This is a genomic window from Streptomyces sp. NPDC006365 (genome assembly GCF_042870755.1).
In the GTDB taxonomy this organism is placed as follows: domain Bacteria; phylum Actinomycetota; class Actinomycetes; order Streptomycetales; family Streptomycetaceae; genus Streptomyces; species Streptomyces xiangluensis.
Genome location: NZ_JBIAHS010000002.1, coordinates 548,239 through 574,839, shown reverse-complemented (window position 1 = coordinate 574,839; position 26,601 = coordinate 548,239). Strand labels below are relative to the sequence as shown.

Sequence of the window (26,601 nt, the reverse complement as noted above, 5' to 3'; positions counted from 1 at the left end):
CCGTGGTACGCCTCGCGCAGCGCGACGACGTCGGGCCGGCCGGAGGCCCCGATGACTTCCGCATCGGCACCTGCGCCAAGACCGTACTCACCGATGTCGGCCCAGTGGAGACAGCCGTGCCCCGCGATCGGGGCGGCTCGTTCGAGCCGAAGATCGCCAAGAAGCGCAGAGACGACTGTCCGGCGTGGACGAGATGGTCATCTCCCTTGTGGCAAGGGGGCTGACGACCGGCGAGGTCCAGGCCCACAGCGCCACACGACCCGCCGACCGGCATGGGCCGGTCGGCGGGCCGGAAGCCGCACCGCGTCCGGTCGATTCACACCGTGGCCGGCTCGTCGTCGAGGCGGAACCTCGGGTCACCCGGTACGGACGCGAGGAGTTGAGCGGTGTACGGGTGGTTCGGCGCGGCGAAGGTGGCTCCGGTCGGGCCGAGCTCGACGAGGTCCCCGTGCAGCAGGACCGCGACCGTGTCGCTCACGTGCCGGACGACGGCGAGGTCGTGCGAGATGAACAGCATCGTCACCGAGAGCCGGCGGCGCAGATCGGCGAGCAGGTTGAGGATCTCGGCCTGGGTCGTCAGGTCGAGGGCCGAGGTGATCTCGTCGGCGATGACGAACCGGGGACGCGGTGCGAGGGCCCGTGCGATCGCCAGCCTCTGCCGTTGGCCACCGGAGAACTCGTGCGGGTAGCGGTCCATGGCGTCCGGGTCGAGGCTCACCTGGCTGAGCAGCTCGGCGATCCGGGTCCGGACCGGTTTTACCCTGGCCCGGGTCGGATCGAGTGCCTCGGCGAGCGACTGCGCGACGGTGCGCCGCGGGTCGAACGAGGAGTACGGGTCCTGCGGAATCATCTGGACCGTCGCGGCTCCCGCCCGTCCGCGCGAGGTGCGCAGCGGGGCGCCGTCCACGAGGATCCGGCCGCTCGACGGCCTGTGGACGCCGACGAGTGTCCGCGCGAGCGTCGTCTTGCCCGACCCGGACTCTCCGACGAGTGCGAGGGTGCTGCCCCGGGGGATGTCGAACGAGACTCCCTTCAGTACCCTGCGGGCCGCGACGCCGTGGCCGAGCTCGACGGTGAGATCCTCGACGCGCAGCAGCGGGGTGGCCGCCCGCGGGTCCGGTGTGGTGGCGGTGACGGACATCAGCGGCTCCCTTCCGCGGCCGGGGGGCGGTCCGCGGCTTTGTCGGAAAGGTCGTCCGACGACGCCCCGCTCGGCTGCGCCGCATGCGCGTCGGCCGTCCACCGGACCGCGCTGAGGGTTCCACCGGCCTCGACCGCGGCGGGCGTCGCCGCGAGCAACGCGCGGGTGTACGGGTGGGTGACCGTCCCCCGGCGCAGGTCGCCGCCCGTCGTCCGGTCGACGACCCGGCCGCCGTGGAGCACCAGGACGGTGTCACAGAGCACGCCGACCACGCCGATGTCGTGCGAGATGAACAGCATCGCCGTACCGTGCTCGCGGTTGATGCGCCGGAACTGCCGCAGCACCTCCGCCTGGACGGTGACATCGAGGGCCGTCGTCGGCTCGTCCGCGATGAGCAGCCGCGGGTTCGTCGTCATCGCGGAGGCGATCGAGGCGCGCTGGAGCATGCCGCCGCTCAGCTCGTGCGGGTGCTGGCGCAGCCGCCGGGCCGGCTCGGTGACGTGGATGTCGGCCAGGGCGCGGACCATGTCCTGCGCGGCCCGGCGCCGGGGCGTCCCCAGATGCACCCTGACCACCTCGGTGAGCTGGGTGCCGAGCCTCAGCGCGGGGTTGAACGTGCCGATCGGGTCCTGGTAGACGATGCCGATCTCGGTCGCGAGGCGTCGCTCCGGCGGTGTTCCGAGCAGGTCGAGGTCGTCGACGGCAAGGCGCGACGCGTTCGCCCGCACGCCCTCGGGGAGCAGGCCCGCGACCGCCATGGCGATGGTGGACTTGCCCGAGCCCGACTCCCCGACGAGGCCGACGATCTGGCCGGCCCCGATGGTGAACGACACGTCGTCGACGAGTGTCCGGTCACCGGCCCGCACGGTCAGCCCGGCGACGGTCAGCAGGCCGTCCTGCTCCGTGCCGGCCACTGCCCCCGCACCGCCCGACGCCTGAAGCGCCTGAGGCGCCTGTGCCGGGGCGGCCGGTCCCGCCGCGTCCGCCGTCTTGGCCGGTGCGGGTGCTGTGCCGCGGGTTCGCGGGTCGACGAGTGAGGCCACGCCGTCTCCGAGGAGCATGGCGCCCACACCGGTGAAGATGAGCATGATCGACGGAGCGAGGACCACCGACGGCTGGGCGAAGATCGACGGCAGCGCCTCGTTGAGCAGCCGGCCCCAGTCGTACTGCGGGTTCTGCACACCGAGGCCGACGAACGACAGACTGCTGATGTCGAGCAGGGACAGGGTGAAGCTGGAACCGAGGAGCACCAGCAGCGGCCCGCTGATGTTCGGCAGGACATGCCGGCCCAGGATGCGCAGGCCGGGGACGCCGAGCAGGCGCGCGGTGAGCACGTAGTCCTTGTCCGCGACGGTCGCGGCGAGATTCGCCGTCAGCCGTGCGAACCCGGGGACGCCGGCGACGGCGATCGCGACGATGGCGGATCCCATGCCCGGCCCGAGCACCGCCGCGATGACGAGGGCGAGCACGAGCGAGGGGAAGGCCACCGCCGAGTCGATGAGCCGCAGGCAGGTCTCGCGCAGCCACCCGGGTGCCAGGTGGACCAGCGCGCCGATCGCGACGCCGGCGACGAACGAGGCGGCGGTGGCGGCGGCGGCCATGAGCAGGGTGAGCCGGGTCGCGACGAGCGCCCGGGCGAGGACGTCGCGGCCGAAGGCGTCGGTGCCGAGGAGATGCTCGGCACCGGGCCCCAGCCGGGCGTCGTCGGTAAGGGTCTCGGCGGAACCGCTCAGCAGCAGCGGGGCCACGAGAGCGACGACGAGGAGCAGTCCGAGGATCACCGCGCCGGACAGCAGCGACGGGTTGCGGCGCCATCGGCGCACGGTCGCGTCAGTGGCCACGCCGACCTCCCTCAAGAGTGCGAGGGTCGACGATCCCGAGGACGACGTCGACGAGGAGGTTGACGAGCAGGGCGAGCATGCCGACGACGAGGATGATGCCCTGGATCACCGGATAGTCCTTGTAGATGATCGCCTGGACGACCTCGGTGCCGAGCCCGGGGTAGGTGAAGACGTTCTCCAGGATGATCGTCCCGCCGAGCAGGGACGTGAGGACGAGACCGCTCAGGGTGAGGACACTCGTCACGAGGTTGGGCAGCGCGTGGCGGAGGTGGAGACGCACGGATCCCAGACGGTGGCCGCGGGCGGTCCTCATGTAGTCCTGGGCGAGAACCGAGGCCGTCTCCTGCCGGACGACCCGGGCGATGGCGAAGGCCGGGCCGATACAGAGCGCGGCGATCGGCAGGACGAGCGCGCTCGGTGTCGTGGCGCCGCCGGACGGCAGCAGCCCGAGGCTGATCGAGAACAGGACGATGAGGAGGGTCGCGACGACGTAGACCGGCGCCGACGCGAGGAGCCCGGCGACCGTGCCGAATCCGACGCCGAGCCGGCGGCGGCGTCCGTCACGGGTGAGGACACCGACGGTCATGCCCAGCGGGACGGCGATGACCAGGGAGAGCAGGACGGCCGGGATGACGAGCTGGACGGTGTACGGCAACCGGGTCGCGACGATGTCCGCGACCGGGGTGTCGAACCGGAACGAGGTGCCGAGCCGTCCGGACGCGATGTCGCCGAGGTAGTGGACGAATCGCGTCGCCATCGGCTCGTCGAGGCCCAGTCGTTCGCGTATCGCCGCGAGCGTGGCCGGGGACGAGTTGGTGCCGGCGATCGCCCGCGCCGGGTCCCCGGGCAGCAGGGGCACGATGAGGAACGTCACGAGGACGAGCAGCAGCATGGACATCAGCAGGCCGCCCGCCCGGCGGACGGCGAACCCGGCCCAGCCACCGCGCAGCCGCAGCCGCAGCCGCAGCCGCAGCCGGGGAACGCGCCGGACGGGTGCGGTCGGCAGCGGCCCGGTCGGGACCGCGGACCCGGCGCTCACAGCGCCCCCGCGAGTGCCGCGTCGTCCGGGTGCCGCTCGTACCAGCGGAACCGCGGTTCGAGCTGGGCCGAGAGTCGCAGCAGCGTCGCCTCGTCGTAGGGCGCGCCGACGAGTTGCGCGCCGACCGGCAGTCCGTCCGCGGTCGTATGGACGGGCAGCGAGATGGCGGGCAGCCCGGCGATGTTGACGAACGCGGTGAACGAGACCATCCGGGTCTCGGTGGCCCGCGGGCCGTCCGGGTCGGAGTTCGCCTCGTCGTACACGGGGCCGACCGGCGGCGCCACGACCGCCGTGGTCGGGGTGAGGAGAACGTCGAAGTCCTTGCCCCACTGGGCGACCACCTCGCGTGACTCGGCCTGCAGGCGGGCCGCCGTCCGGGCGTAGTCGCCCGCGGTGACCTCCAGGGCGGTTTCCCGGCGGCGCCGGATGTAGGGGTCCACCGCGTCGGGATCGTCGACCTCGATGGCGTAGGTGGAGGCACTGATGATCGTCCAGGTGAAGCCCATGATCGCCTCGTACGAGAACATCTTCGGGCGGGCCTCGACGACGTCGTGTCCCAGGTCGCGCAGTGCCTGCGCGGCCGTCAGCGCCGCCGTGCGGCACTCCTCGTCTACCGGCAGCCCGGTCGGCGCGTCGAGGAGCAGGCCGATCCGCAACCGCCCGGGATCGGCACCGACCTCCTCGATGTACGGGCGACCCGGTTCGGGCGCGCTGTACCAGGCGAGCCGGTCGGCACGGCCCATGACGTCGAGCATGAGGGCCGCGTCGCGCACGGTGCGGGTGATCGCGCCTTCGGTCGTCGAGTGTTCCCAGCCCCGGACGAACGCGGGCACGCGTCCCCGGCTCGGCTTGAGGCCCACGAGGCCGGTGACGGACGCCGGTACCCGGATCGATCCGCCGCCGTCGCCGGCGTGCGCCACCGGGGCGAGCCCGGCCGCGACGGCCGCCGACGCGCCGCCGCTCGACCCGCCGGAGGTGTGCGCCGGGTTCCACGGGTTGCGCGTCTTGCCGTGCCGGGCGTTCTCGGAGACGGTCAGAGCGCCGAACTCCGGCGAGTTCGTCCGGCCGAGGGGGATCGCGCCGGCATCGAGGAGGAGCTGGATGTCGGGGTCCGTGACCGTCTGAGGGGTGTCTCGGATCGCCAGTGAGGACATCGTGTTGGGCTGTCCCGCGACGGAGCTGAGGTCCTTGATGGGGACGGGGACGCCGTGCAGCTGGCCGAGCGGATCGCCGCGCAGCACCGCCTGCTCGGCCCGGACGGCCGCCGCGCGCACGGCGTCGGCGTCGAGCCAGACGACGGCGTTGACGGCGGGATTGATCCGCTCGATGCGGTCGAGGTAGGTCTCGGCCACCTCCACCGGGCTGACCTCTTTCGTGCGCACGAGGTCGGCGATCTGCTGAGCGGTACTGAATGGATCGATCACCAGGGGACTCCTGTCGGAAAGGTGCAAGGGTCTCGGTGCGGGGCACCGGAACAGCGCGGGGATTCTCCGTGCCGGACGGTCGGGTCCGGCCGCATGGGTCTCCGCCGCGTGCGGGCGGCCTGTCCGTCAGCCGGTGATGCGCAGGATGGGGTCGTCGAGTGAGCCGCCGAGCATCTGTGCGCTGAATCCCTTGCGCAGCGCGTAGATGAACGGGTCGTTGACCAGCGGCACCGCGTCCACCTGCGAGATCAGGGCCCTGGCGGCCTTCTGGTAGGCGGCGCAGCGGGCCTCTTCGGTCGTCGCCTCGGCGCCTTGGGCGAAGGCCTTGTTCACCACGGGGTTGCTCACCGCGCCGAGGTTGCCGCCGCCTTCGGGGACGGTCGGGCCCACGAAGTGACCGAGCGGGTTGGCGAGGCTGCCGAGGAAGTTGAGGTCGGCGAAGACCGTGAGGTCCCAGGCGTCAGGCTTGCCGAACACGGTCCCGACCCAGGCCCCGACGTCGACGTTGGCGAGGGTGACGTCCGCGCCGGCGGCCCGCAGCGCCTCCTGGATGTACTGGTTACCGGCGCCGGCGGGCCCGACGACCTGCGGGCCGACGAGACGGATCTTCTTCCCCTTGAGCACGGCGGCCGCCGCGGATTTGTCCGTCGGTACGAGGAAGGAGGAGCCAGGGTCGTTGCAGGGGACGCCCTTCTGCACGAACATCGTCGACGGCTCACCCGTGTCCTTCGAGACGACCTTGGTGAAGGCGGCGCGGTCGACGGCCTGGGCGACCGCCCTGCGGGTGGCGACGTCCGCGAAGACCGTGCCGGGTCGTTCGTTGAAGAGCAGGTAGAAGTCGGAGAACCGGCTGATGCTCACGCTGTGGCCGCCCACGCCGTCGAAGCGCGGGATGCCGGAGGCGTCGATCTTCCCGATGTCGAGCTGGCCGCTCGTCACGAGGTTGCCGGTCGCCGTGGGGTCGGGTGAGACCAGGTACTCCGTCGTCGCGGCGACCTTGCCGGGGATCTTCGTGCGCCAGGCCGGCCATGCCTTGTACTCCGGGCGAAGCGTGTATGAGTACGAGACGCCGGACTGGGACTTCTGAAGAAGGTACGGGCCGGACTGGGAGCCCTTGGCCTTACCGGCGGCGAGTGCCTTGAGGTCCTTGAGTCCCGCCGGGCAGACGATGCCCGTGCTCGCGACCGACAGCCCGGTGACCATGTCGCCCCACGGCCTGGCGAGCGTGATCTTCACCGTCCGCGCCGCGTCGTCGGCGGTCACTTTCACCGTGTTGCCGGGGCCGAAGACCGTGGGGAGATCGGGCGCCGCCGTCTTCGGGTCGATGTAGCGGTCGAGGGAGCCCTTGACGACCGTCGGCGTGATCGGCGTCCCGTCGGCGCAGGTCGCGTCGGCGCGCAGGGTGAACGTGGCCGAGGTCGGCGTGTTCTTCCACTTGGTGGCGAGCCCGCCGACGAGCCCGCCGTCGTCCTTGCGCACGAGGGTGTCGTAACTGGTCCGGGCGAGCTGGTAGTCCGGCAGGGACAGAGCCTTGGCCGGGTCGAAGCCGGCCGGCACGTCGATCGTCGTCCGGATCTTCGTCGCCGTGGCGGCATCACCGCCGCTCGGGTCTCCGGACGTCGATCCCGTGGTGGTACAGCCGGCGAGTACGGCCGTCATGGCGACGGCTGCGGTCACAGGGACCGCGCGGGTACGGGTCTGGCGCATGGGTGCTCCTGGAGAGGGATGTCGCGCTCTGTGCAGGTCGCACGGGATCGGGCGGGACGAGCGCAAGCAGTTCGGGGTGGAGGCGGTGCGCGCGGCGCTCGGTGGACACCGCTTGGGAGCGAGCCGTGGAGCACTCGGTGTGGAGAGGATGCAGCCAAGTGAACGACGTAGTCAATAGCGTTAACTATCTTTTGCGTGCGCCACGCTTGCCGCCGTTTTCGGCCGCGAAAACGCTGCTGGGCGGTGGCCGCGAAAACTGACGTGTCAGTCGCGCGGGAGCGTCGCCGCCTCCGCCTCAAGGGCCGCGAGGAGGATGTCCGTCTGCCGGTGGAAGACGTCGGTCATGTCGATGCTGCGCAGGTGCTCCTTGGCCGCCTCGGCGTAGGGGTACGCGTCAGGGTCCGCCGGGTGATACTCCTGCACCCAGTTCACCTCGGTGCCGAAACGCTGGTTGACGAGTCGCCAGGCGTTGTTGCTCGCAACAGCGAGGAGGAAGTTCGAGAACGCCTGGTAGTGCAGGACGGCCGCCCGGCCGCGCCAGCCGCCGCGGTGGAACGCTTCCAGGACGGCGTCGACGGCGCGCAACTCGTGAACGCCTCGGGTCACTCTCCCCATGCAGAGCGCGGCGGCCGCCGGGTGGTCCAGCGCGGTGTTCCAGGCACGGGTCGCCAGGTCCCGCAGCGACTCGGTCCACGACTCGTGCGGCTCGTACCCCTCGAGGGAGATCCTGTCGAGCTCCTCCGCGACGGCGACCATGATGTGGTCGCGACTCGCGAAGTGCCGGTAGACCGCGGTTGCGGAGGAGGACAGTTCCTTGCCGAGTCGCTGGAAGGTCAGCGCGTCCGGCCCGTCTTCGTCGAGGATCCGCAGCGCAGTCCCCACGATGAGCCCCTGGGAAAGAGTTCCCCTTTGGAGCCGCTTCGTCGACCGGCCCCCAGCAACTGCCACGCGAACGCCTCCCTCGGACGGACGGCGAGCGCACGCTGCCGCAGCCTGCGCCTCCTTACCGGCGACAAGGAACCAGCCTAAGCGACTGGTGTTGAGCGGATCGTCCTGGGCCGGTCACCGGGGTAGCCATGACCCCCGCATACCCCGCCGGTCACGTTCTCCACAGGAGAAGGGGAAGCTCAGCGCCGTCTTCCCCGAGTGAGTAGCAGCGGGGGTCGGCCAGGCCGGGAACGAAGGTGAAGGTGGCCGCCTGCCGGGTGGCCGCGGAGCTGGTGGCGCCGACCGGGACCAGGATGCCGAGTCGGCCGGACTGGCTCACGTAGGCGCCGGGGTTGTCGCCCCTGGTGGCTGGTACCGGCCACCGGACCGCCATCAGCCGACACCGTCGACCGCCACCGCCTTGGGAAGCAGAAAAAAAGGGGTGTCGGCGCTCTCCTGGAGGCGCCGGCACCCCGGTCGGGTCAGCTCGTCAAGCGGAAGGTGGCGTCGCTGCGCCCCGCCGCACTGGTGATCGGGTCGAGCCGCAGCTCGTACACGTAGTGCCGGATATAGCGGTGCGGGTGGTTGTACGACTGGATGGACGACCAAGTCGAGTCGGCGAGTCCGGCCGGCCCCATCGCAGACCGCCTCGCTTCAAGCGGTGAACACCCGCCGCGGCGAGCCTGCCCGGCCCGCCAGCCCTCGATGACCGCGACCGGTGGGCCGCACCAGGAGCACCCGGCTGTGCTCTCCGTGCGGCGCGGCCCAGAGGTTGGATTCCCTCTTGCGGGGGTTCGAGGCTGGCTTCGACCACCACCGACGGCACCCCACCCGCCTACCTCCCCCTGAGAGTTCCGACTTCGGCATGGACACGCCCGAAGGACCGGACGCTACTCGCGAGGGCCTGACGCTACTGGAGGTGAGGGCGGGCCGGGCACTACGCCCGCAGCCGGAAGGAGCCGTCGCTGTACATCCGTGGAGCCGATGGAGGCGTGGCAGCGTCCCGAGGCGGCGTGTCCGCCACGACTACGCCGCCTCCTGGCCTTCGCCGTCCTGCTCGGATGGATGCCGTACACGCCGCCGGGCCACGGGCCTCCGGATGTGCGGCGTCAGCGGGAGTGACCGAGTTGGGTGAGGGCCAGGTCGAGCATGTCGGCGAAGAAGTCGGCTGCGGTGGTGTCGATGCACAGCGGTGGCTTGATCTTGAGGATGTTGAGGTGGTCTCCGGTGGGCTGGAGGATCACGCCGAGGTCGAGCATGCGGTCGCAGAGTTCGGCGGTCTCTTCTGTGGCGGGTTCCAGGCCGACGCGGTCCCGGACGAGTTCGAGGCCGAGGTAGAGGCCCGAGCCGTGGACGGCGCCGATGATGCCGTAGCGGTCGGCCAGTGCCTCCAGCCGGCTCTTCAGATGGCCGCCGACGCGCGCCGCGTTGCCCTGAAGGTCTTCGTCTCGCAGGGCGTCCAGGACGGTGAGGCCCACGACGCTGGAGACGGGGCTGCCGCCGGTCGAGGAGAAGAAATAGCCCTGGTCGCGGTACCGGTCCGCGACCGCCTTGGACGTGATGACGGCGCCGAGGGGGTGTCCGTTGCCCATGGCCTTGGCGACACAGACGATGTCGGGGACGACCCGCTGCTGCTCGAAGCCCCAGAACCAGCGTCCCAGGCGGCCGTATCCGACCTGGACCTCGTCGGCGACGGCCAGGCCGCCGTGACGCCGTACCGACGCGTACACCTGGGCGAGATAGCCGTCGGGAAGGGCGACTCCTCCGGCGTTGCCGTAGAAGGTCTCGGCGATGAATGCTCCCGCCGGGCGGCCGGCGGCGGCCAGTCCGTCGATCACCGCGACGGCCTCGGGTGCGTAGCGCACGGCATCCGACCCGCGGTGGCGGCCGCGGTAGGAGTTGGGCGAGTCCACGGTGTGCACCCAGCTCGGGCGGGTGGCCAGGGCGTTCGGGTTGTCCTGGAGCGAGGTGGAGACCGCGTCGGAGGCGTACGTCCAGCCGTGGTACGCCTCGCGCAGCGCGACGACGTCGGGCCGGCCGGAGGCCCCGATGGCCAGGCGAAGACCCAGATCCACCGCTTCCGAACCGGAGTTGACGAGGAACACCGTGTCCAGAGGGTCGGGGAGGAGGGTGGCGAGGCGCTCGGTGAACTCCACCACGGAGGCGTAGTGGAAGCGCGAGTTGGTGTTGAGCCGCCGCAACTGCCGGGAGACCGCCTGCTCGACGCGGGGGTGGGCGTGGCCCAATGGGGTGACGTTGTTGACGATGTCGAGGTACGACCGGCCGTCGGTGGACAGCAGATGGTGACGCCAGCCACGTTCGATACGCGGAGGGTTGGCGTAGTAGTGCTCCTGCACGGTGGCGAACGCGGCGTCCCGCCGGTCGAGCAGGTCCCTCTCGCGCGTACGGTCGGAGTCGGCCGGGAGGCCGAGGAGCGGGGCGGGGTCGGCGGTGAGCGCGAGCCAGCCGACGGCGTACTCGGGACGGACCAGGCGCGGGGCAGCGGGGCCGTCGGCGTCGCGCAGCGCAACGTGGACCGAGGCACCGGAGCGGAGGTGGATGATGTCCTCGCCCGCCTGCACCGTCGCACCGGTGGTGACCACGGGCTGGGCCACGCGGGGGAAGGACAGCGACAGCGCCTGCGCGCCGCAGGTGAGCTCCACGTGGCCCGGCGCCGCAGCGAGGACCTTCCCCGCGGCGGGCACCTGCACCACGGCATCCCGGCCGAGCCAGAGGTCGATTCCGGTGGGCACCGTGGCGGTGGACACCGCCGACAGCGCCGGTGTCCGAGTGAGTCGCGCATGGGCGTACCGGGTGGCGACGGCGGCCGCTCCGTCCGCGAGCGCGGTAGTCACCAGCCGGGCCTCGGTGCCCGCGTCCATCCAGGCTCCGTGGTCCATGGAATCGGCTTCGGTGGACAGGTCGAGGAGGGTGATGTCGTCGGCGGCGAGGTCCCGCAGGAGAGGGCGCACCGGTGCGTCGGCGCGCGCGGTCCGGGCGGGCATGTCGGCCATGCCGGTCGCGTCCCTGATGAGGCGGATCATCACCGGCAGGGGCAGCCCGGTGGCCTGTTCGAATATGCGCCATTCGCGGTCGAGCGCGGCCTTGGCGTAGACGTTGTCCTCGTCGACGGCGGCCTGGTGCCACCCGCTGGCCACCAGGGCGGCGGCGCGCAGGACCACGAGCGGCCACACCGCCTCGGCCTCCTCGGCGGAGAGCGGCCGAACGGCGTGGAAGGCGCGGACGGCCGGCAGCACGTGGTGAGGCTCGATACCGTCGTGATGGAGCATCGAGGACAGGGACACGGCGAGTTCGCCGACCGCCCAACTGGTGGTCACGTCACTGAAGTCGATGACCCCGTCCGGCATGGGCGGACGGCTGTCGGGACAGCGGATCAGATTGTCGTCGGTGAGGTCCAGGTGCACGGCCTGCAGCGGCAGCGTGGCGGCGAGCTTGTGGACATGTGCCCAGGCCTCGGCGGTCGCGGTCTGGACGGCGGTGCGCCGGTCGGGTTCGCCGATGTGCCCGGCGAGCTTGGCGACGACGCGATCGGCGTGCTGCGGGTCCCACTGGAGCACGCGGTCGAGGCCCGGGTGCCGGAAGTCGCGCAGGGCGGTGCTGACCTTCCCGACGATCGTGCCCATGCCCGCCACGGTGCCGGGGGACAGGTGCCGTGGCCCCGAGAGCGTGCCGCCGGGCAGGTAGCACAGCAGGCGCGCGACGGCCGGACCGTTCTCGGTGTCCACCGTCGTGCGCCACGGGGAGCCGTCAGGGCGGCGCAGGACCGTGGCGATGCGCAGTTCCGGGCGGGCCGAGGCGATCAGGTCGGCTGCCGCGTCCTGGGCTTCGATCTCCACCGTGCCGAAGGCTGGATTGGCGATCTTCAGAATCGCCGCGGGCGTCCCGTCCTCGGCGTGCAGCAGGAAGTTGGCGTCCTGCTGGCTGCCCAGCGCCTGCGCGCGAGCAGTGATGCCGAGGTGTTCGGCAGCGATGAGCTCAGCCTCGGCCGGCGCCATGCGGGGTGCGGGAAGGGCGTCCTCGGTGAAGAAGTCGATCGTGCGGTACTCGTCGGGCAGCATGCGGGGTTCCTCGGCTGGTGCGGGCAAACAGGGCTCGGACGCTCGGATGCCTCAGTCGACGTGCCACAAGAAGCGGTGGGTGTGAATCGCGAAGTAGGGGAAGTTCTCCACGGATGCGACACCCTCGACGGGCCGCACGACGTCGTTGATGAAGTCCAGAAGATCCCGGGGCTGAGGGCACACCACCTCCGCGAACAGGTCGAAGCCGCCGGCCGTCAGGACCGTGTACACGACTTCGTCGTGCCGGGACAGTTCATCGGCGACCGCCCGGGGATCGCCGTCGATGCGCAAGCCCAGGAGTGCCATCGTCTGCCGGCCCATGGTCATCGGGTCGGTCACTCCGACGACCTGGACCGCCTTGGTGTCGATCAGCCGCTGCAGCCGGAGCCTCGCGGCCGACGGTGACAACCCCACCTTCGGACCCAGATCGGCGTAAGGGATCCGGCCGTCGACCTGCAGCTCCCGCAGGATGGCCCGGTCGATGTCGTCCATGCAGCACCTCTCTCCTGCGTGAACGGCAGGCGTTGCGCTTGTTTCAAGCACCATGCCGGATCCATGCGCTCGATTCAAGTGTGATGACGATGGAATCGAGCGAATCGGGCCGATAGAGGGCCGGGTCGCTTCGGGGGTTGCCAGCAGGGCGACGATGGTGATGGCTGGTCGCAGTGCGGGCAGTTCCGGACGGCTATGGGGGTCAGGACTTCCGCCGGTCGTGCAGGAACACTCGTGGCTGCCGGAGCCGTTCGTGCCTGTTGTTCGCCGAGGCGGACGGCCCGTTGTTCATCGCGTTCCTGATTGCGCTGCTTCTCGGCGTCGCGTCGGCAGTTGGGCGAGCAATAGACCTGCCGCAGACGGGGGTTGGTGGTGAAGATGCCCTGACAGACCGGGCAGGTGTGGGCGGCCGGGGGTGCCGGTGGGAGTCGGTGGGCTGCGGATTTGCAGCGCAGCGGTGCGGCGCGGCGGCGGCCGTTCCGGTGGGCGCGAGCAGCAGCGCCGCCCCTGACGAGACGCCTGACACACGTGCGACTCTCAGTGTGTTCCACCTGGGCCCCGGCCCCCGTGGACGCCCCTCCCCCGGCTCCCCCGGCTCCCCCCCCGCTGCGCCGAGGGCAACCACGAGGCAAACGCACGCGCTACAGGGGTCAATCCGCAGCATTGCGCACAACCTGGACGTGGACTCAGGAGTCCGCGAGGAGGCTGTCGGACTGAGCTGCTTTCCCGGCATTCAGCTCGGGGCACGACGCGCTCGGGTGGACGGCCGTACTCACCCGCCGGCCCCGGCAAAAGGGGCGTACTCGAAGACCGCCAGACAGCACTTCCGAATCCTCGTGTCCTGCCAACGTCCCGAATCCGGCGTCCAAGGCCTCGTACACGCCACCCGCGGAGACCTACCCCGACACCGGACAACCACATCTACGCAGTTCAGAGCGGTTCGAACCAACGCTGACGACAACGGAGTCGAACTCGCGAGCAGCGGATTCAGTCCGTACCCCCAAGGTCCTGAATCCGCACGCCCGCTGATACGTTTCCGTAGGTCAGAGCCCTGTAAAGGTGGGGCGGGTGGGACTCGAACCCACGGCCGACGGATTATGAGTCCATTGAGGATCTTGGCGGTCCTTGCCGATCAACGCTCATTTTTGACGCGGGACGGCTTCGAGATGCAGTTCGGCACCAACCACCTGGGCCATTTCGCCCTGACGAACCTGCTGCTGCCGTACGTCACGGACCGGGTGGTCACGCTCGCGTCCTCGGCCCGCCGCTGGGGCGACGCCACGATCGACTTCGACGACCTGAACCGACGAGGTCTTATACCCCGCAGCGCGCCTACGCCCAGTCGAAGCTGGCGAACCTGCTGTTCACGCTCGAACTCCAGCGCCGCCTGACCGAGGCGGCCCCCGGTCCGTGCCACGGCCGCGCACTTCGGCTACGCGGCGACCGACCTCGCGACCCACATAGCGAATCCGTTCGCCCGCGCCATTGTGCAGATCACGAACAAGTTCCTCGCCCGGGACGACAAGGACGGCGCACTGCCGGCCCTGTACGCGGCGACGCAGGACCTTCCGGGCGCGAGCTACGTCGGCCCCGACGGTCGCGGTGAGTCGAAGGGCGCCCCGACCCTCGTGGGCCGCACGGCCGCGGCCGGCAACCCGGTGGCCGCCCGCCGCCTGTGGACGGCGTCGGAGGAGCCCGCCGGGGCGAGCTTCCCGCAGGAGATCCAGGCCCTGAGTCGAGAGTCCGACTCCGGGTGACAGCAGTGCAAGGCCGCTGAGCGTGGGGCTGTGGATCGCTGCCGTCGCCTGACTCCACAGCCGTCGAAAGCGGGACGTTCATCCCGTATAGTCAATCGGGATAGCCATCCCGCTTTCGGGTGGCCGTCCATCCCCACAGGAGGTTCACGTCATGAGCAAGGTCTGGTTCATCACCGGTTCGTCGCGCGGTTTCGGCCGCGAGTTCGCCCTCGCCGCCCTGGAGCGCGGCGACCGGGTCGCGGCCACCGCCCGCAACACCGAAGCGCTGACCGACCTGGTCGAACGGTTCGGTGACGCGGTGCTGCCGCTGCGTCTGGACGTCACCGACCGTGCGCAGGTGTTCGAGGCCGTCACGGCGGCCAAGGAGCGGTTCGGGCGGCTGGACGTGGTGGTCAACAACGCCGGTTACTCCCTGATCGGCGCCGTGGAGGAACTCGGCGAGCAGGAACTGCGCGACCAGCTGGAGACCAACGTGTTCGGCGTCTTCCACGTCACGCAGGCGATACTGCCCGTCCTGCGTGCGCAGGGCAGCGGCCACATCGTCCAGATCTCCTCGGCCATGGGGGTGGCCACCTTCGCCGGCACGGGCGGCTACAGCGCCTCCAAGTGGGCGCTGGAAGGCCTGAGCGAGGCGCTCTCCCAGGAAGTCGCGGCCTTCGGTATCAAGGTCACGGTGATCGAGCCCGGGGGCTTCGCCACCGACTTCGCGAGCTCGGCGGTCTTCACCGCGCACCGCCGGGACGCCTACGGCCCCCTGCACGCGTCGCTGAACGAGATGGGCGCCGCCGCCCAGATGCCCGGCCCCGAGGGTGTTGGCGGTGCGATCCTCCAGCTTGTCGACGCCGAGGAGCCGCCGCTGCGCGTGTTCTTCGGCGAGGAGCCCTCCCAGTGGGTGCCCGCGGTGTACCAGCAGCGTCTGGAGACCTGGGCCGAGTGGGCGCACGTGTCCAAGGCCGCGGAAGGCAAGTAGAAAACGTCCGGCCCGCGGGCCACGGCACGTCGGGCTATGCGGCCCACCAGTGACCGTGGAGCTGCGGGCAGCTACCGCCGCCCATACCAACAGGAGGTTTACATCATGAGCAAAGTTTGGTTCATCACCGGCGCGTCGAAAGGCTTTGGCCGCGAGTTCGCCCTCGGCGCCCTCGAGCGTGGCGACAAGGTCGCAGCGACCGCCCGCAACACGGACACTCTGAGTGGCCTGGTCGAGCAGTACGGCGACGCCGTCTTCCCGGTCGAGCTCGACGTCACCAACCGCGACCAGGTGTTCGCTGCGGTGAAGTCCGCGCACGAGACGTTCGGGCGGATCGACGTCGTCATCAACAACGCGGGCTACGGGCTCTTCGGAACGGTCGAGGAGATCACCGAGCAGCAGCTGCGCGACCAGATCGAGACGAACCTGTTCGGCGTTTTCCATGTCACGCAGGCGGTCCTCCCGATCCTGCGCGAGCAGCGCGCTGGCCACATCATCCAGATCTCGACCATGGGCGGCATCGTCGCGTTTCCGACCCTCGGTGCCTACCATGCGTCGAAGTGGGCGCTGGAAGGGATGACGGACGCACTCGCTCAGGAAGTCGCCGGCTTCGGCATCAAGGTCACCCTGGTCGAACCCGGCGGCTTCGCCACCGACTGGTCCGGTGCATCCGCCATCGTCGCCGACGCGCATCCCGCGTACGCGGCTCTGCACGAGAACATGGCCGCGCGGCGGGCGCAGGTCGTACTCCCGGAGCCGGTCGGCTTCAAGTCCGCGATCCTCACGATCGTCGACTCCGAGCAGCCGCCGCTGCGCGTGTTCTTCGGGGAGGCGCCGACTCAGATGGCACCGCAGGTCTACCAGCAGCGCCTGGAGACCTGGGCCGAGTGGGCGCACGTGTCCAAGGCCGCGGAAGGCAAGTAGAAAACGCCCGGCCCACCCGTGACACGCCCACACCACGGCGTGCACCCGCACCGCCGGCACCTGAGAGAGCCCGGGCGGCACACCCGCCCAGGCTCCTGCACCGGCAGGCAGCAGGTCCTTCCCCGCCCAAGCACCTTCGGCGTCACCTGCTTCCGCAAGCGCCATGCCGCCCCGTTGCGGATGCCTCTCGGCCGGCAGCCCGGGCAACTCGCCCCGCACAACCAACAGCAGCACAATCAGGAGTGGGCCAGACGGGCCCACCCGTCCCACGCCATCGAGGCCCACTGAAGGGAGCCCCGTCATGCCCACCACCAAGCGTCGCGCACTGATCATCATCTCGTCCGGCCGCCAGCTGCCGCTGGCCAAGCCGACCGAGGTCAAGTCCATCTCGACCGGATTCTTCCTGGTCGAGATGGCTCAGATGCTCAAGGAGTTCGAGAACGACTACGAGTTCACCTTCGCCACCCCCGACGGCAACGCCCCGCAACTCGACATCAACGGCATGGCCCTGGCCATGCACTACATCGAGAAGATCGGCGCCAAGACCATCCCCCTGCGCAGGCAGCAGCGCGGCCGCTCGTTCGACGTCAACGGCTTCCGGCAGCGCCACCCCGAGCTGGTCGCCCGCCGCGAGCAGGAAGTGCGGCTGCTGGAGCGGCACATCGGCCGGATCCCGGTCTCCGAGCTACTGCCCAACAGCGAACCGGAGCTCGCCGAGTACCGCCCCGAACTGATCCGCCGCCTCGACAAGCTGCCCGAGGGCACCTTCCACTCCCTGCAGGACCTCGTCCTGCGCCACCGCGATGCGGCCGATGCGTTCACCCTCGCCGACTTCGAGTTCATCCACACCCCCGGCGGTCACGCCCCCATGGTCGACTTCCGTGACAACCCGTGGCTCGGCGAAACCCTCCACGTGGCCCGAGAGAACGGCGTCACCATCTCGCTGATCTGCCACGCGCCCATCGCGGTGACCTCCACCCGGCAGCGCATCGACGCGCAGGGCGCCGCCTACCCGGTGAAGGACAATCCGTTCCTCGCCGCCCCCATCGCGACCGTCCCCAAGCTGGGCGAGCTGTTCGCGCTGAGTTTTCTCTACCCGCACGTCCCCGGCAGCAAGACCCGGCTCCCCTACTTCGTCGACGTGGCCATCAAGGAAGCCGGCTTCACCGTCGCGTCCTCCCTCAACATGTCCGCCCCGCAAACGGCCTACGAGCCGTCCGTGCGACTACTCACCGGCAACGGCCCCCAGGCCATCGACAAGCAGACCGCCGAACTCCGCAGCATCCTCACCCACAGCCCCGCTGCCCGCCGGACCAGCGGCAAGCACGCGACCGCCTAGCGGCGACCACACGCTGTGCCGACCGCACAGTGGACGACACGGGCGAACAGACGGGACAGGTACGGAGGCGGGCCGATACGGCCCGCCTCCGTACCTGTTCTGGTTCCGCCGGCAGATACGCCTTCGACGATCCGGACGTCCTGCGGCACCGTGCGATGTCGGTCTGTAGCTCCGGCAAGGAAGCCACCGTCCCGGACCCGGAAGCACACGACCACTGGCGCGCCCTGCTGGAGGCCCGGCCCGACGACGAGCCACTGTGGACCTCACCGACCGCCGTTCTGCTCGACTACGTCGAGAGTCGGCGCGACACCATGCCGCTGAACCACCGCCTCAAGGCGCAGTCGCCGACTCTCGCGCAGTCGGCCCACGTCTTGGGTGACCACCTCCGCACCGACCTGCGCACCTGGGTCCTGGGCTGCGTCCCGGACGACGACACACTGAGGGCACCCTGCAACTGAAGCAAGCGGGCGCCACTTCCCCGATCCTCGGCGCGGTCGGCAGACGCCGCTACCGCTGGGCGCGCAGTCCCGCGCACGCCAGGTCGATCATGCGCTTGCGCGCCTCCGGGTCGGGGCCCTGCTGCTCCCGGGCCAGACAGCCGACGATGAGCGCCTTGACGTCGGCACGCACGACGTCCGGCCGCACGGCGCCGGCTTTCTGCGCACCGACGAGCAGTTCCTCTTCCACGGCCACCAGATTGTGCTCGGGGGCCAAGGCCACCGAGTGGACGTCGAAGCCTGTCCCGCTCATCGCCTGCGACAGACCGAGATTGGCCGCGAAGTGATCGACCATCAGGGCGAAGAACTCGAAGAACGCTGCGCCCGGATCACGGGTCGCGGCCAGTTGCCGGGCCCGGTCGACGATGTCGGTCACCAGACGCAGCACGATCGCCTCGTACAGCGAGTCCTTCGTCGGGAAATGCCGGCTGACCGTCCCTGTGCCCACACCGGCCCGCCGGGCGATCTCCGCCACCGGCACCGACAGCCCCTCGGTGGCGAACGTCTCCAACGCCACCTCCAGGACACGCTGGCGGTTGCGCTCGGCATCAGCACGCATCAAAGACCTCAGACTTCCGACCAAGCGGGACAACTGTCCCGATTGTAGTGGACCGGCCTTCCGAGAACGCCACAGAAGCGGGATCACGATCCCGTATAGCGAATCGGGGCACGCATCCCGGTTGCGGGAGGCGTCCGTGCCCACAGGAGGCTTACGGCATGAGCAAGGTCTGGTCCGTCGCCGGTTCCTCGCGCGACATCGGTCGCGAGTTCGCCGTCGCCGCCCTGGAGTGCCGCGAACCGCTCGCCGCCAGGTCCTCCTGGACGTGCTCGCCGACACCGGCCCGCCGATCGTGCCGCCTGCGGGTGACTGTCGCGCCGGCCTGACCAGTCGAGCCCGGTGAACAGCCGACGTCGCCCTACTCGCGCTCGCGCACCCGCCGTGCCGGTATCTGCACAACCTCTGTTGCCGGCCCGGTCCTCGGCCGGCAGCCCCGTGGACCGCAGCCCATGCCGCGCAACCAGCGGATGAATTGCCTCGGAAACACCGTCGGCCTGGACACGGCCGCGCCGCCCCGGCCCCTGTACGGCCCCTGTACGGCCCCTGGGTCCTGGCATCGGCCCTCAGGGCAGCCGCCCGGACCCCGAGCGACAACCTCGATCACCTGCTCCACCGCAGGTCAGATGGGTTACAGCTCCCCCGACCACCGTCGGACTCCAAACCCACGAGCAGCGGATTCAGTCCGTCCAGGCAAAGTTGACGCTCCGACACCCCAAAAATGAACGTTTCCGCAGGTCAAAGACCTGCACAGGTGGGGCGGGTGGGACTCGAACCCACGGCCGACGGATTATGAGTCCTTTGAGGATCTTGGCGACCCTTGTCGGGCAATGCTCATCTTGGTCGTTTTCCCAGGTCAGACACGGTTTGGCACCTCAGTCCTTCTCGGCCCTTGTCAGTCTTTTCCGATCCTTGTGTCCAACCTGCGTCCAGAACGCGTTCTGGACGGACACGTGAAGCCGGCTTCCGAGGCGATCGCTCCAGCTCGGCAATGGGCCTTGGACGCGCGAGCAGCGGATTCGCCTTCCACCGCGCATACCCCGCGCCGGCCCCGAGGGGTATCCGTGGCCGTGGACCGTGGACCACGCCCGCGCCCTGCGCGTCTCGCGCCGCCGGGCTCCTGGCCGACGCGCCTGGCGGGTGATCCGGCGGAGGCGGTGCCACTCGCTCCGGCGGGCGGGCGCGTCCCCGTCGATCCGGTGGACGCCCAGTCGGCGATCTAGCGGGGGGACCCGGTGTGCTCCCGCACAGTCGCCGCCTCGCTCGCCGTCGTCCCGGCCCCCGGCTCGGCGCTCTTCTTCACGAACCCGCGCCGGCCCGGCAGGACCGCGAGGACGATCAGTGTTCCGGCGGCCATGATGATCCCGCCGATGAGGCTGGTCTGGGCGACTCCGTGGGCGAATGCCTGGTGGACGGCGTCCACGGCGGCCTGGGCCTGCTGGGGCCCGACGGAGGGATCCTGCGCGACCCGCTGCGCGACGGCCAGGCCGGCGCCGACCGAGTCCTTGGCGGTCTCCATCGCCTCCGCCGGGAGCCGGTTGCCCACCAGGTCCGTCAGTTCGTCGCGGTAGACCGTGCCCAGCAGCGAGCCCAGCACCGCGATGCCCAGCGCCCCGCCCAGCTCCAGCGCGGTGTCGTTGACACCGCCGCCGACGCCCAGCTCGGACTCGGGGAAGGAGCCCATGATCGTGTCGGTCGCCGGGGAGATGGCCAGACCGAGCGCGAGGCCCAGCATCATCAGCGGCACCAGGAAGTCCCCGTACGTCGACCCTTTGTCGACCTGGGTGAGCAGGAACATGCCCGCCGTGCCGACGGTCAAGCCGGTCACGGCCATCACCCTCACCCCCAGCTTCGGGGCGAGCACCCCGGTCACCGCGGACCCGAGGAACACCGCACCGCCCAGCGGCAGCAGCCGCAGGCCCGTGTCCAGGGCGCCGTAGCCGAGGACGAACTGCAGGAACTGCGTCGAGTAGTAGATCACGGCGAACATACCGAAGAAGAAGAACATCACCGCGAGCATCGAACCGGTGAAGGGCCGCAGCGCGAACTTTCGGACGTCCAGCATCGGGTGCGGGTGCCGCAGCTCCCAGGAGACGAAGGCGAGCAGACCGACACCGGCGACCACGGCGGCAACGACGGGGCCGACGCCCCAGCCGGAGTGCGGGCCCTCGATGGCGGCGTAGATCAGAGAGCCGACCGTGACGATCGACAGCAGACCACCGACGTAGTCGATCCGGCCCATGCCCTCCGCCTTGGACGGCGGTACCAGGGCGAGCGCGCCGAACACGGCGAGGACGGCGATCGGCACGTTGATCAGGAAGGTCGAGCCCCAGGCGTGGTCCTCAAGCAGCCAGCCGGAGACCAGCGGACCGACGGCTACCGCCACCCCGGAGGTCGCGGCCCAGGCGGTGATGGCCTTGGCCCGCTCGCTGCGAGGGAAGGTCGCGACCACCAGGGACAGCGTGGCCGGCATCACGACCGCGGCACCGACACCCATGATCGCGCGGGCCACGATGACAAGCGAGGTCTCGTCGACCAGGCTCCCCATCACCGAACCGCCGGCGAAGATCAGCAGACCCAGCACCAGCGCGCCACGCCGGCTGTACTTGTCGCCGATCGCGCCCAGCACCAGCATCAGCGCCGCGTACGGAACGGTGTAGCTGTCGACGACCCACTGCAGATCACTGCTGCTCAGACCCAGGTCGGTGGTCATGTCGGGGGCGGCGACGATCAGTGACGTGTTCGCCATCACCGTGATCAGCAGGCTCAGGCACAGCACGAGCAGCGCCCACCAGCGCCGCGCGTAAGGCCCGGTCATTTTCTCCACGGGGGTGTTCACAAGGAAGGACATCAGTAGCTCCTGAGGGGGACGGGGCGGACGCGCGGAATCACTTGACTGCCCGTGAGGCGAGCGGATGACGGGCTGAGATCTCCGGGCTTCAAGATCACGCTGTGGCCCCTTGTCGGCTTCCCTCGGCGATCCCCTGGATGGCCGCATCGGTGTCCGCGATGGCCAGCACCTTGTTGATGTCGATGCCGGCCAGCGCGCCGGCCGCTGCGGAGGCCCCGACCTGGGCAACCGGATCGGTGACGTTGCCGGCCACCCACACACCCGGCACCTCGGTGGTGCCGTCGATACCGGAGGCGAAAGTGCGGCCCGTCGGCAGGTCCTGCACCGGCAGGCCCAGACCTTCCAGGCCATGGGTGCGGGCCTGCATCTGCGGGGCGACCGCGAGGACGCGGCGGGCCACGACCTGGCCGTCGGCCAGGCGCACTCCGGCGAGGGCACCGTCGGCGTCGTCGACGACCTCGGTGACCGGGGTGTCGATGACGCGGATGCCGCGGGCGGCGAAGCGGGCGCGGCTGTCCTCGTCCAGGTCGGTGCCGTGGGTGAAGTAGGTCAGGTCCTCGGTCAGCTGGCGGAACAGATACGCGTGGCCGATGGAGGCCGGGCCGGTGGCGAGGATGCCGATGGGCTCGTCGCGCACCTCCCAGCCGTGGCAGTACGGGCAGTGCACCACGCTGTGTCCCCAGTGCTCGGCGAGGCCGGGCACCTCGGGCAGCACATCCGTGAGGCCAGTGGCCACCAGGATGCGGCGGGCGGTGACGCTGCGGCCGTCGGCCAGGGTGACGGTGAACCTCAGGTCCCCGTCCGCCGACGGGGCGGCGGACTCGGCCGAGACCACCTCACCGAACACGACGCGTCCGCCGTACTGGCGCACCTGCTCCCGGCCCCGTCGAAGGATCTCGGACGGCGGGGTGCCGTCCAGGGCGATGAGGCCGTGCACGGCCTCCGCGGGCGCGTTGCGCGGGGAGCCGCTGTCGATCACGACGACCGAGCGGCGGGAGCGGGCGAGGATCAGTGCACCGTTCAGCCCCGCGGCGCCCCCGCCGATCACCACCGCGTCGACGGCCCCCTCGGGCAGAGCGTCGCTCGCGTACGGAGGAGTCGCCGCAGCCACGGCCTCCTGCCTTTCCTGATCAGTCATGGTTCGGTCAATCCTTCGAGTTCTGGGTGGTTGGAGGGGGCAGCCGTTCAGGAAGCGCAGGATGCGGGCGGCGACCGTCTTGGGCTGTTGTGAAGAGTCCGGCCCCGGTTTGCTGGGGTCGTTCGTGATGTACAGATCCAGTACGTCGATGAACGCCGTCGCCAGGATCGCGAGGATCAGACCGTGCCTTGTCGGCCTGGAGGGCATCGCAACGCCAGGCGTGCACGCAGCCTGTCCGGTGAGCTCAGGACCGTTGTGTACTGAACAGTCAGAAACCTAAGCTGTTCTGTACTAAGTTGTCAAGTACGGCAGGTCGACCCTCGCTCACCACAACGGCAGCAGCAATGCACCGATCAGGGCGGGGCCGCGAGGGCGGCGTTCACGTACATCACCCACCGCCACGACGCCATGCGGTGAGCATGCCGCCGGGCAGCAGCCCGAACCGCTCGACGGCTTCGGGCCGTGGCCGCCTCCGAGGACCTTGTCAGTCACGCAGCGCAGCCAGCCCCTGCACCGCGTGTCATTCAGCCCGGCGTCGGCGAAGGCGACATGGCCGGACTCGGCGCCCCGCCCCAGGTCAGTTCGCCTGAGCTGTGTGCTCGGACAACGGGCTCGCACGGTTGTGGGGGGACCCCCGCAGCAATGGGGCACCCGAGCAGGCTGTGCCGGCGGCGATGCCTCTCATCGGAGGGGCGGTCCGGCAAGACCGTCCCTGACGGGCCACCAGCCCACTACACTCCCGACGATGCCTCTGACCAGGTCAGACAGCGAAACGGTGCTGGAGTGCCAAGGGTCAGGCCGTGGTCAGCTCCGGTGGTACCGGCAGTGTCATGAGGCGGAGCAGTTCAGCGACTTTGGCGTCGAGTTGTGCTCCGACCTCGGCAATGCGGGGATCGCCGAAGCTGGCGAATTTGCTCGACGGTTGGTCGATGCTGAACTGCACGCGGCCGGAGGCGGTCTCGTAGATCGCGGTGCGCAGCGGGGCGTACAGAATGATGCCGGGGTCGTGCCGGAACATGGTTTCCGCGATGACGTTGTTTCCCATCATGTAGGTGACGGCGCGGTGTTGATGTCCCGAAAGCCGCATCACCGGCATCGGGTCCAGGGTCCAGAAGACGGCGAAGGAATGGGGTGTGCTGTCGGCGGTGTATGCCTGCACCCGTGCGAGGTCACCTGTTGCGATCACTTCGACGAGTTCGGCGAAATCGATGGCGGGTACCAGCGATTCGTAGCGCCGACGGACGTCATCGAAGGAGTCGTCGGTGTCGATGACAAGGCGGTTGACGAGGTGGGGGACGGCCTGAGTCATGGCACTTCCTCATGTCCTGACGGGGATGGGCGGCCGGTGCCGATCGCTGCCGGGTCAGGTCAGGCCGCGTCGAGCAGGATCCGCGCCATCTCGTCGGGACGCTCCAAGGCGGAGAAGTGTCCGGTACGGGGCACGGTGATGCGGTGGACGTCCGCCAGCGCGTTGGCCACGCGGTCTCGTTCGGCGGGCCGGGACCAGTCGTTCTCGCTGTAAACAAGGGTGACGGGTGCCGACACGCGCGGGTAGCGTTCGCGGGCCCGGTCGAATCCCTTGAGGCTGCGGAAGATCCCTCGGGACACCTTGTCGTAGCCCTTGCGGCGGCCGCTCCTCAGTAGCTCGGTGATGAAGTCCTCGGGCAGCTTGGTCTTGTCGACGTAGCCGCCCTGCAGAATTGCCCGAAAGACGGGCCGCGGCTCTTGGGTGGCGAAGAAGGGGCCCAGCACGGGCATCCGCACGCTGGAAATGATGACGCGGGCGATCCAGTTCCCCCGCTCCCCGCCCTGGGGGTAGTCGTAGCTGTTGAACGCCACGACCCGGCTGACCCGGTCCTTCAGGTCGATCGATGCCGACAGGGACAGGGCGCCCCCGAGCGATTCGCCCGACAGGGTGACGTCGTGAAGGTCCAGTCCGCGGACGAATTCGACTACCGCGGCCCGCAGCTGCGGCTCCTCGTACTGTGCGCCGGGGACGATGTCGGACCATCCCATCCCGGGCAGATCCAGCGCGTAGACCGTGTAGTGGTCCCACAACAGCGGGATCACCCGCTGGAAGTAGTCGAGCTGGCCGCGCACGGTGTGCATCAGAACGAGGGCGGGGCCGGTGCCCACGGTGTAGTAGCGCAGCCGCGAGCCGTCGGCCCGGGTGAGGAACCGCACCTCGCCGCGGCCGTTGCTCCAGGTTCTCGCGTACGTCGCGTCGGGAGACTCGTTGCGTTCCATGGTTCTGTCCTCTCCGGTGAGGAGAATGCCGCGATACTGGCATTCAACTTATTTCGCTGGTCTGTGAAGTTGATCAGGTGCAAAGAGGTGCGGTCGCCCGAAGTGTCCTGTCTCAGAGAGCGCCGCCTGCGCTCTGGAGTCGACGTCCTGGCCGACGTCTCCCCCGCTGCGGTCGATTCCGGTGTCCTTGGTCATGAGGGCTCCTGAGCCGGGTCGGAGACGGTGTCGGGCTCGATGTCAGGGTCGGTGGCGGTGAGGGGAAGCAGCACCTGGAAGCGGGTGTCGCCGGGTACGGACTCGACTTTCAGGTCACCGTGGTGCTTGTTGACGACGATCCGCCAGCAGATGTCGAGCCCCAGCCCCGTGCCCTCGCCCACCGGCTTGGTGGTGAAAAACGGGTCGAAGATCCGGCCACGGATGTCCGGCGGCACTCCGGGTCCGGTGTCCTGGAACTCCACGAGCAGCCGGTCGTGCACCACAGCGGTGCGTACGGTCAACGTCCCTTCGTCGCCCGCGCTGTTGATGGCGAAGACGGCGTTGTCGATCAGGTTGGTCCACACCTGGTTCAGTTCGGCCGGGTAGGCCGGAATCCTCGGCACCGAACGGTCGTACTCCTTCACGACCTTGACCTGGGGACCGATCTTGCCTGACAGCATCAGCAGCGTGCTGTCGAGGAGTTCGTGCACATCGGCGACCTGGTAGGGCGCGCGGTCCAGCTGCGAGTACTGCTTGGCGGCGTCGACGAGGTGCGAGATACGGGTGGTGGAGTCCTCGATCTCGGACATCAACAGCTCGGCCTCGACCGTGTAGGTGAGCCACCCGATGGCACTCGGCAGGATTTCCTGCTCGTCGACGGCCGCCGCGATCTGCTCCAGCCAGTCGACGTCGAGACCGCCCTGCACGAAGGCCGGCGCGATCTGCCAGCCGTTCTGGACACCGTGGTCGTCCAGCCAGTCGGCGAGTTCGTCCTCCCGGTCGGACGCTTCGAGCGGGCTCAGTGCCGGCGCCTTGGAGACCCGCTCGGCCGTACGCTCCTGGAGGTCGACCAGGGCCTTCAGGGCGTCGCCGTGGTAGGGGCCCGAGGCGATGACGCCGAGCTTGTTGCGCATGTGCGCGACCCGGTCCCTGAGCGACGAGGTGGCCCGTACGGCCGCCGCAGCCGGGTTGTTGAGCTCATGGGTCAGACCCGCGGACAACGAGCCCAGCGCCAGCAGCCGTTCGCGCTGCCCGACGGCCCGCTGAAAGGTCTGCGAACCGAGGAAGAGCCCCTCCAGGAGATGGATCGCCATCGGAAACCACTCGTGCATGAAGTTCGCAAACGATTCGGCGGGCAGCACGAAGAACCGCGTCGGCTCCGACACCCGCAGCGAGTTCATGTACCGCTGCGGTTTCCCGTCCCCGACGTACGCCATCACGGCCCCCGCGTACACCCCTGGCTGGGACGTGCGGCTCACCTCGATGTCGTCGCTGCCCACCCGGCGCGACATGACGACCGTGCCCTCGATCATCACGTAGAAGCAACTCGCCGGGTCACCTTCGGCGAACACCGGCCCGGGGTCGAACAGTTCGATCCGACCCTCGCTGCACAGCCTGCCGATCTGCTCGGAGCTCAGCTTCTCGAACAGGAACAGCGAACTGATCTCCGCCGCTCTGCACGGCATCACCCGCCCGC

At 69.8% G+C, this 26,601-nt stretch carries 20 protein-coding genes and 3 pseudogenes; 7 read left to right on the top strand and 16 right to left on the bottom strand.

Annotated elements, in window-relative coordinates; genetic code table 11:
• Nucleotides 1-59: 59 nt before the first annotated feature.
• Nucleotides 60-253: pseudogene (locus ACFYO0_RS07685) on the top strand (transposase); the annotation flags it as partial.
• A gap of 63 nt (nt 254-316) precedes the next feature.
• On the opposite strand, the gene ACFYO0_RS07680 reads toward ACFYO0_RS07685, so the two are convergent.
• The 10 genes and pseudogenes from ACFYO0_RS07680 to ACFYO0_RS07635 form a co-directional block, all read right to left on the bottom strand.
• On the bottom strand, nt 317-1,141 hold the full coding sequence (locus ACFYO0_RS07680; protein WP_388672183.1) for an ABC transporter ATP-binding protein: 825 nt from the start codon (nt 1,139-1,141) through the stop codon (nt 317-319).
• Nucleotides 1,141-2,982, bottom strand: coding sequence for a dipeptide/oligopeptide/nickel ABC transporter permease/ATP-binding protein (locus ACFYO0_RS07675; RefSeq protein ID WP_388672180.1), 1,842 nt, complete (start codon nt 2,980-2,982; stop codon nt 1,141-1,143). The genes ACFYO0_RS07680 and ACFYO0_RS07675 overlap by 1 nt, the downstream gene beginning before the upstream one ends.
• Nucleotides 2,972-4,021, bottom strand: coding sequence for an ABC transporter permease (locus tag ACFYO0_RS07670; protein ID WP_388672177.1), 1,050 nt, complete (start codon nt 4,019-4,021; stop codon nt 2,972-2,974). The genes ACFYO0_RS07675 and ACFYO0_RS07670 overlap by 11 nt, the downstream gene beginning before the upstream one ends.
• Entirely contained in the window at nt 4,018-5,445 is a 1,428-nt protein-coding gene (locus ACFYO0_RS07665; protein WP_388672174.1) for an amidase, read from the bottom strand. The genes ACFYO0_RS07670 and ACFYO0_RS07665 overlap by 4 nt, the downstream gene beginning before the upstream one ends.
• A gap of 126 nt (nt 5,446-5,571) precedes the next feature.
• Nucleotides 5,572-7,152 carry an ABC transporter substrate-binding protein gene (locus tag ACFYO0_RS07660; protein WP_388672171.1) on the bottom strand — a complete coding sequence of 527 codons (1,581 nt, stop codon included), beginning with the start codon at nt 7,150-7,152 and terminating at the stop codon, nt 5,572-5,574.
• A 264-nt stretch (nt 7,153-7,416) separates the two neighbouring features.
• Nucleotides 7,417-8,034, bottom strand: a complete 618-nt coding sequence (locus ACFYO0_RS07655; protein ID WP_388672168.1) for a TetR/AcrR family transcriptional regulator — start codon at nt 8,032-8,034, stop codon at nt 7,417-7,419.
• A gap of 217 nt (nt 8,035-8,251) precedes the next feature.
• Nucleotides 8,252-8,473 carry an AbfB domain-containing protein gene (locus ACFYO0_RS07650; RefSeq protein WP_388672165.1) on the bottom strand — a complete coding sequence of 74 codons (222 nt, stop codon included), beginning with the start codon at nt 8,471-8,473 and terminating at the stop codon, nt 8,252-8,254.
• Between the two features lie 88 nt (nt 8,474-8,561).
• Nucleotides 8,562-8,711, bottom strand: a pseudogene (locus ACFYO0_RS07645) (AbfB domain-containing protein); the annotation flags it as partial.
• A gap of 477 nt (nt 8,712-9,188) precedes the next feature.
• Nucleotides 9,189-12,158: an aminotransferase gene (locus ACFYO0_RS07640; RefSeq protein ID WP_388672162.1), complete on the bottom strand. Its 2,970-nt coding sequence runs from the start codon at nt 12,156-12,158 to the stop codon at nt 9,189-9,191.
• A gap of 51 nt (nt 12,159-12,209) precedes the next feature.
• A complete protein-coding gene (locus ACFYO0_RS07635; RefSeq protein WP_119106775.1) occupies nt 12,210-12,650 on the bottom strand; it encodes an Lrp/AsnC family transcriptional regulator in 441 nt (146 codons plus the stop codon).
• Between the two features lie 1,148 nt (nt 12,651-13,798).
• Here ACFYO0_RS07635 and ACFYO0_RS07630 point away from each other — a divergent pair.
• The 5 genes and pseudogenes from ACFYO0_RS07630 to ACFYO0_RS07610 form a co-directional block, all read left to right on the top strand.
• Nucleotides 13,799-14,407: pseudogene (locus ACFYO0_RS07630) on the top strand (oxidoreductase); the annotation flags it as partial.
• Between the two features lie 151 nt (nt 14,408-14,558).
• Nucleotides 14,559-15,377, top strand: a complete 819-nt coding sequence (locus ACFYO0_RS07625) for an SDR family NAD(P)-dependent oxidoreductase (RefSeq protein WP_388672158.1) — start codon at nt 14,559-14,561, stop codon at nt 15,375-15,377.
• Between the two features lie 105 nt (nt 15,378-15,482).
• Nucleotides 15,483-16,301 carry an SDR family oxidoreductase gene (locus ACFYO0_RS07620; protein WP_388672155.1) on the top strand — a complete coding sequence of 273 codons (819 nt, stop codon included), beginning with the start codon at nt 15,483-15,485 and terminating at the stop codon, nt 16,299-16,301.
• 301 nt (nt 16,302-16,602) lie between these two features.
• Nucleotides 16,603-17,640, top strand: a complete 1,038-nt coding sequence (locus ACFYO0_RS07615; protein ID WP_388672152.1) for a hypothetical protein — start codon at nt 16,603-16,605, stop codon at nt 17,638-17,640.
• 155 nt (nt 17,641-17,795) lie between these two features.
• On the top strand, nt 17,796-18,098 hold the full coding sequence (locus ACFYO0_RS07610; protein WP_388672149.1) for a hypothetical protein: 303 nt from the start codon (nt 17,796-17,798) through the stop codon (nt 18,096-18,098).
• 49 nt (nt 18,099-18,147) lie between these two features.
• Here ACFYO0_RS07610 and ACFYO0_RS07605 read toward each other — a convergent pair whose 3' ends face one another.
• Nucleotides 18,148-18,696, bottom strand: coding sequence for a TetR/AcrR family transcriptional regulator (locus tag ACFYO0_RS07605; protein ID WP_388672146.1), 549 nt, complete (start codon nt 18,694-18,696; stop codon nt 18,148-18,150).
• A gap of 158 nt (nt 18,697-18,854) precedes the next feature.
• Here ACFYO0_RS07605 and ACFYO0_RS07600 point away from each other — a divergent pair, with 158 nt between their 5' ends.
• Nucleotides 18,855-19,022: a hypothetical protein gene (locus tag ACFYO0_RS07600; RefSeq protein WP_388672143.1), complete on the top strand. Its 168-nt coding sequence runs from the start codon at nt 18,855-18,857 to the stop codon at nt 19,020-19,022.
• 890 nt (nt 19,023-19,912) lie between these two features.
• On the opposite strand, the gene ACFYO0_RS07595 is transcribed toward ACFYO0_RS07600, so the two are convergent.
• The 5 genes from ACFYO0_RS07595 to ACFYO0_RS07575 all read right to left on the bottom strand — a co-directional run bounded on the left by ACFYO0_RS07595 (nt 19,913) and on the right by ACFYO0_RS07575 (nt 26,590).
• Nucleotides 19,913-21,544: an MFS transporter gene (locus ACFYO0_RS07595; protein ID WP_388672140.1), complete on the bottom strand. Its 1,632-nt coding sequence runs from the start codon at nt 21,542-21,544 to the stop codon at nt 19,913-19,915.
• Nucleotides 21,545-21,638: 94 nt separating this feature from the next.
• Entirely contained in the window at nt 21,639-22,682 is a 1,044-nt protein-coding gene (locus ACFYO0_RS07590; protein ID WP_388672137.1) for an NAD(P)/FAD-dependent oxidoreductase, read from the bottom strand.
• A 793-nt stretch (nt 22,683-23,475) separates the two neighbouring features.
• Entirely contained in the window at nt 23,476-23,991 is a 516-nt protein-coding gene (locus ACFYO0_RS07585; RefSeq protein WP_388672134.1) for a DUF302 domain-containing protein, read from the bottom strand.
• 59 nt (nt 23,992-24,050) lie between these two features.
• Nucleotides 24,051-24,929: an alpha/beta fold hydrolase gene (locus ACFYO0_RS07580; protein ID WP_388672131.1), complete on the bottom strand. Its 879-nt coding sequence runs from the start codon at nt 24,927-24,929 to the stop codon at nt 24,051-24,053.
• A 191-nt stretch (nt 24,930-25,120) separates the two neighbouring features.
• On the bottom strand, nt 25,121-26,590 hold the full coding sequence (locus ACFYO0_RS07575; protein WP_388672756.1) for an ATP-binding protein: 1,470 nt from the start codon (nt 26,588-26,590) through the stop codon (nt 25,121-25,123).
• Nucleotides 26,591-26,601 lie beyond the last annotated feature (11 nt).

Bases quoted from the DNA above. Each gene is read 5' to 3' on its own strand.
- ACFYO0_RS07660 (WP_388672171.1), bottom strand. From the start codon at position 7,152: ATGCGCCAGACCCGTACCCGCGCGGTCCCTGTGACCGCAGCCGTCGCC.
- ACFYO0_RS07650 (WP_388672165.1), bottom strand. From the start codon at position 8,473: ATGGCGGTCCGGTGGCCGGTACCAGCCACCAGGGGCGACAACCCCGGC.
- ACFYO0_RS07590 (WP_388672137.1), bottom strand. From the start codon at position 22,682: ATGACTGATCAGGAAAGGCAGGAGGCCGTGGCTGCGGCGACTCCTCCG.
- ACFYO0_RS07635 (WP_119106775.1), bottom strand. From the start codon at position 12,650: ATGGACGACATCGACCGGGCCATCCTGCGGGAGCTGCAGGTCGACGGC.
- ACFYO0_RS07575 (WP_388672756.1), bottom strand. From the start codon at position 26,590: ATGCCGTGCAGAGCGGCGGAGATCAGTTCGCTGTTCCTGTTCGAGAAG.
- ACFYO0_RS07680 (WP_388672183.1), bottom strand. From the start codon at position 1,141: ATGTCCGTCACCGCCACCACACCGGACCCGCGGGCGGCCACCCCGCTG.
- ACFYO0_RS07640 (WP_388672162.1), bottom strand. From the start codon at position 12,158: ATGCTGCCCGACGAGTACCGCACGATCGACTTCTTCACCGAGGACGCC.
- ACFYO0_RS07610 (WP_388672149.1), top strand. From the start codon at position 17,796: ATGTCGGTCTGTAGCTCCGGCAAGGAAGCCACCGTCCCGGACCCGGAA.
- ACFYO0_RS07620 (WP_388672155.1), top strand. From the start codon at position 15,483: ATGAGCAAAGTTTGGTTCATCACCGGCGCGTCGAAAGGCTTTGGCCGC.
- ACFYO0_RS07600 (WP_388672143.1), top strand. From the start codon at position 18,855: ATGAGCAAGGTCTGGTCCGTCGCCGGTTCCTCGCGCGACATCGGTCGC.
- ACFYO0_RS07580 (WP_388672131.1), bottom strand. From the start codon at position 24,929: ATGGAACGCAACGAGTCTCCCGACGCGACGTACGCGAGAACCTGGAGC.
- ACFYO0_RS07595 (WP_388672140.1), bottom strand. From the start codon at position 21,544: ATGTCCTTCCTTGTGAACACCCCCGTGGAGAAAATGACCGGGCCTTAC.
- ACFYO0_RS07585 (WP_388672134.1), bottom strand. From the start codon at position 23,991: ATGACTCAGGCCGTCCCCCACCTCGTCAACCGCCTTGTCATCGACACC.
- ACFYO0_RS07605 (WP_388672146.1), bottom strand. From the start codon at position 18,696: ATGCGTGCTGATGCCGAGCGCAACCGCCAGCGTGTCCTGGAGGTGGCG.
- ACFYO0_RS07625 (WP_388672158.1), top strand. From the start codon at position 14,559: ATGAGCAAGGTCTGGTTCATCACCGGTTCGTCGCGCGGTTTCGGCCGC.
- ACFYO0_RS07615 (WP_388672152.1), top strand. From the start codon at position 16,603: ATGCCCACCACCAAGCGTCGCGCACTGATCATCATCTCGTCCGGCCGC.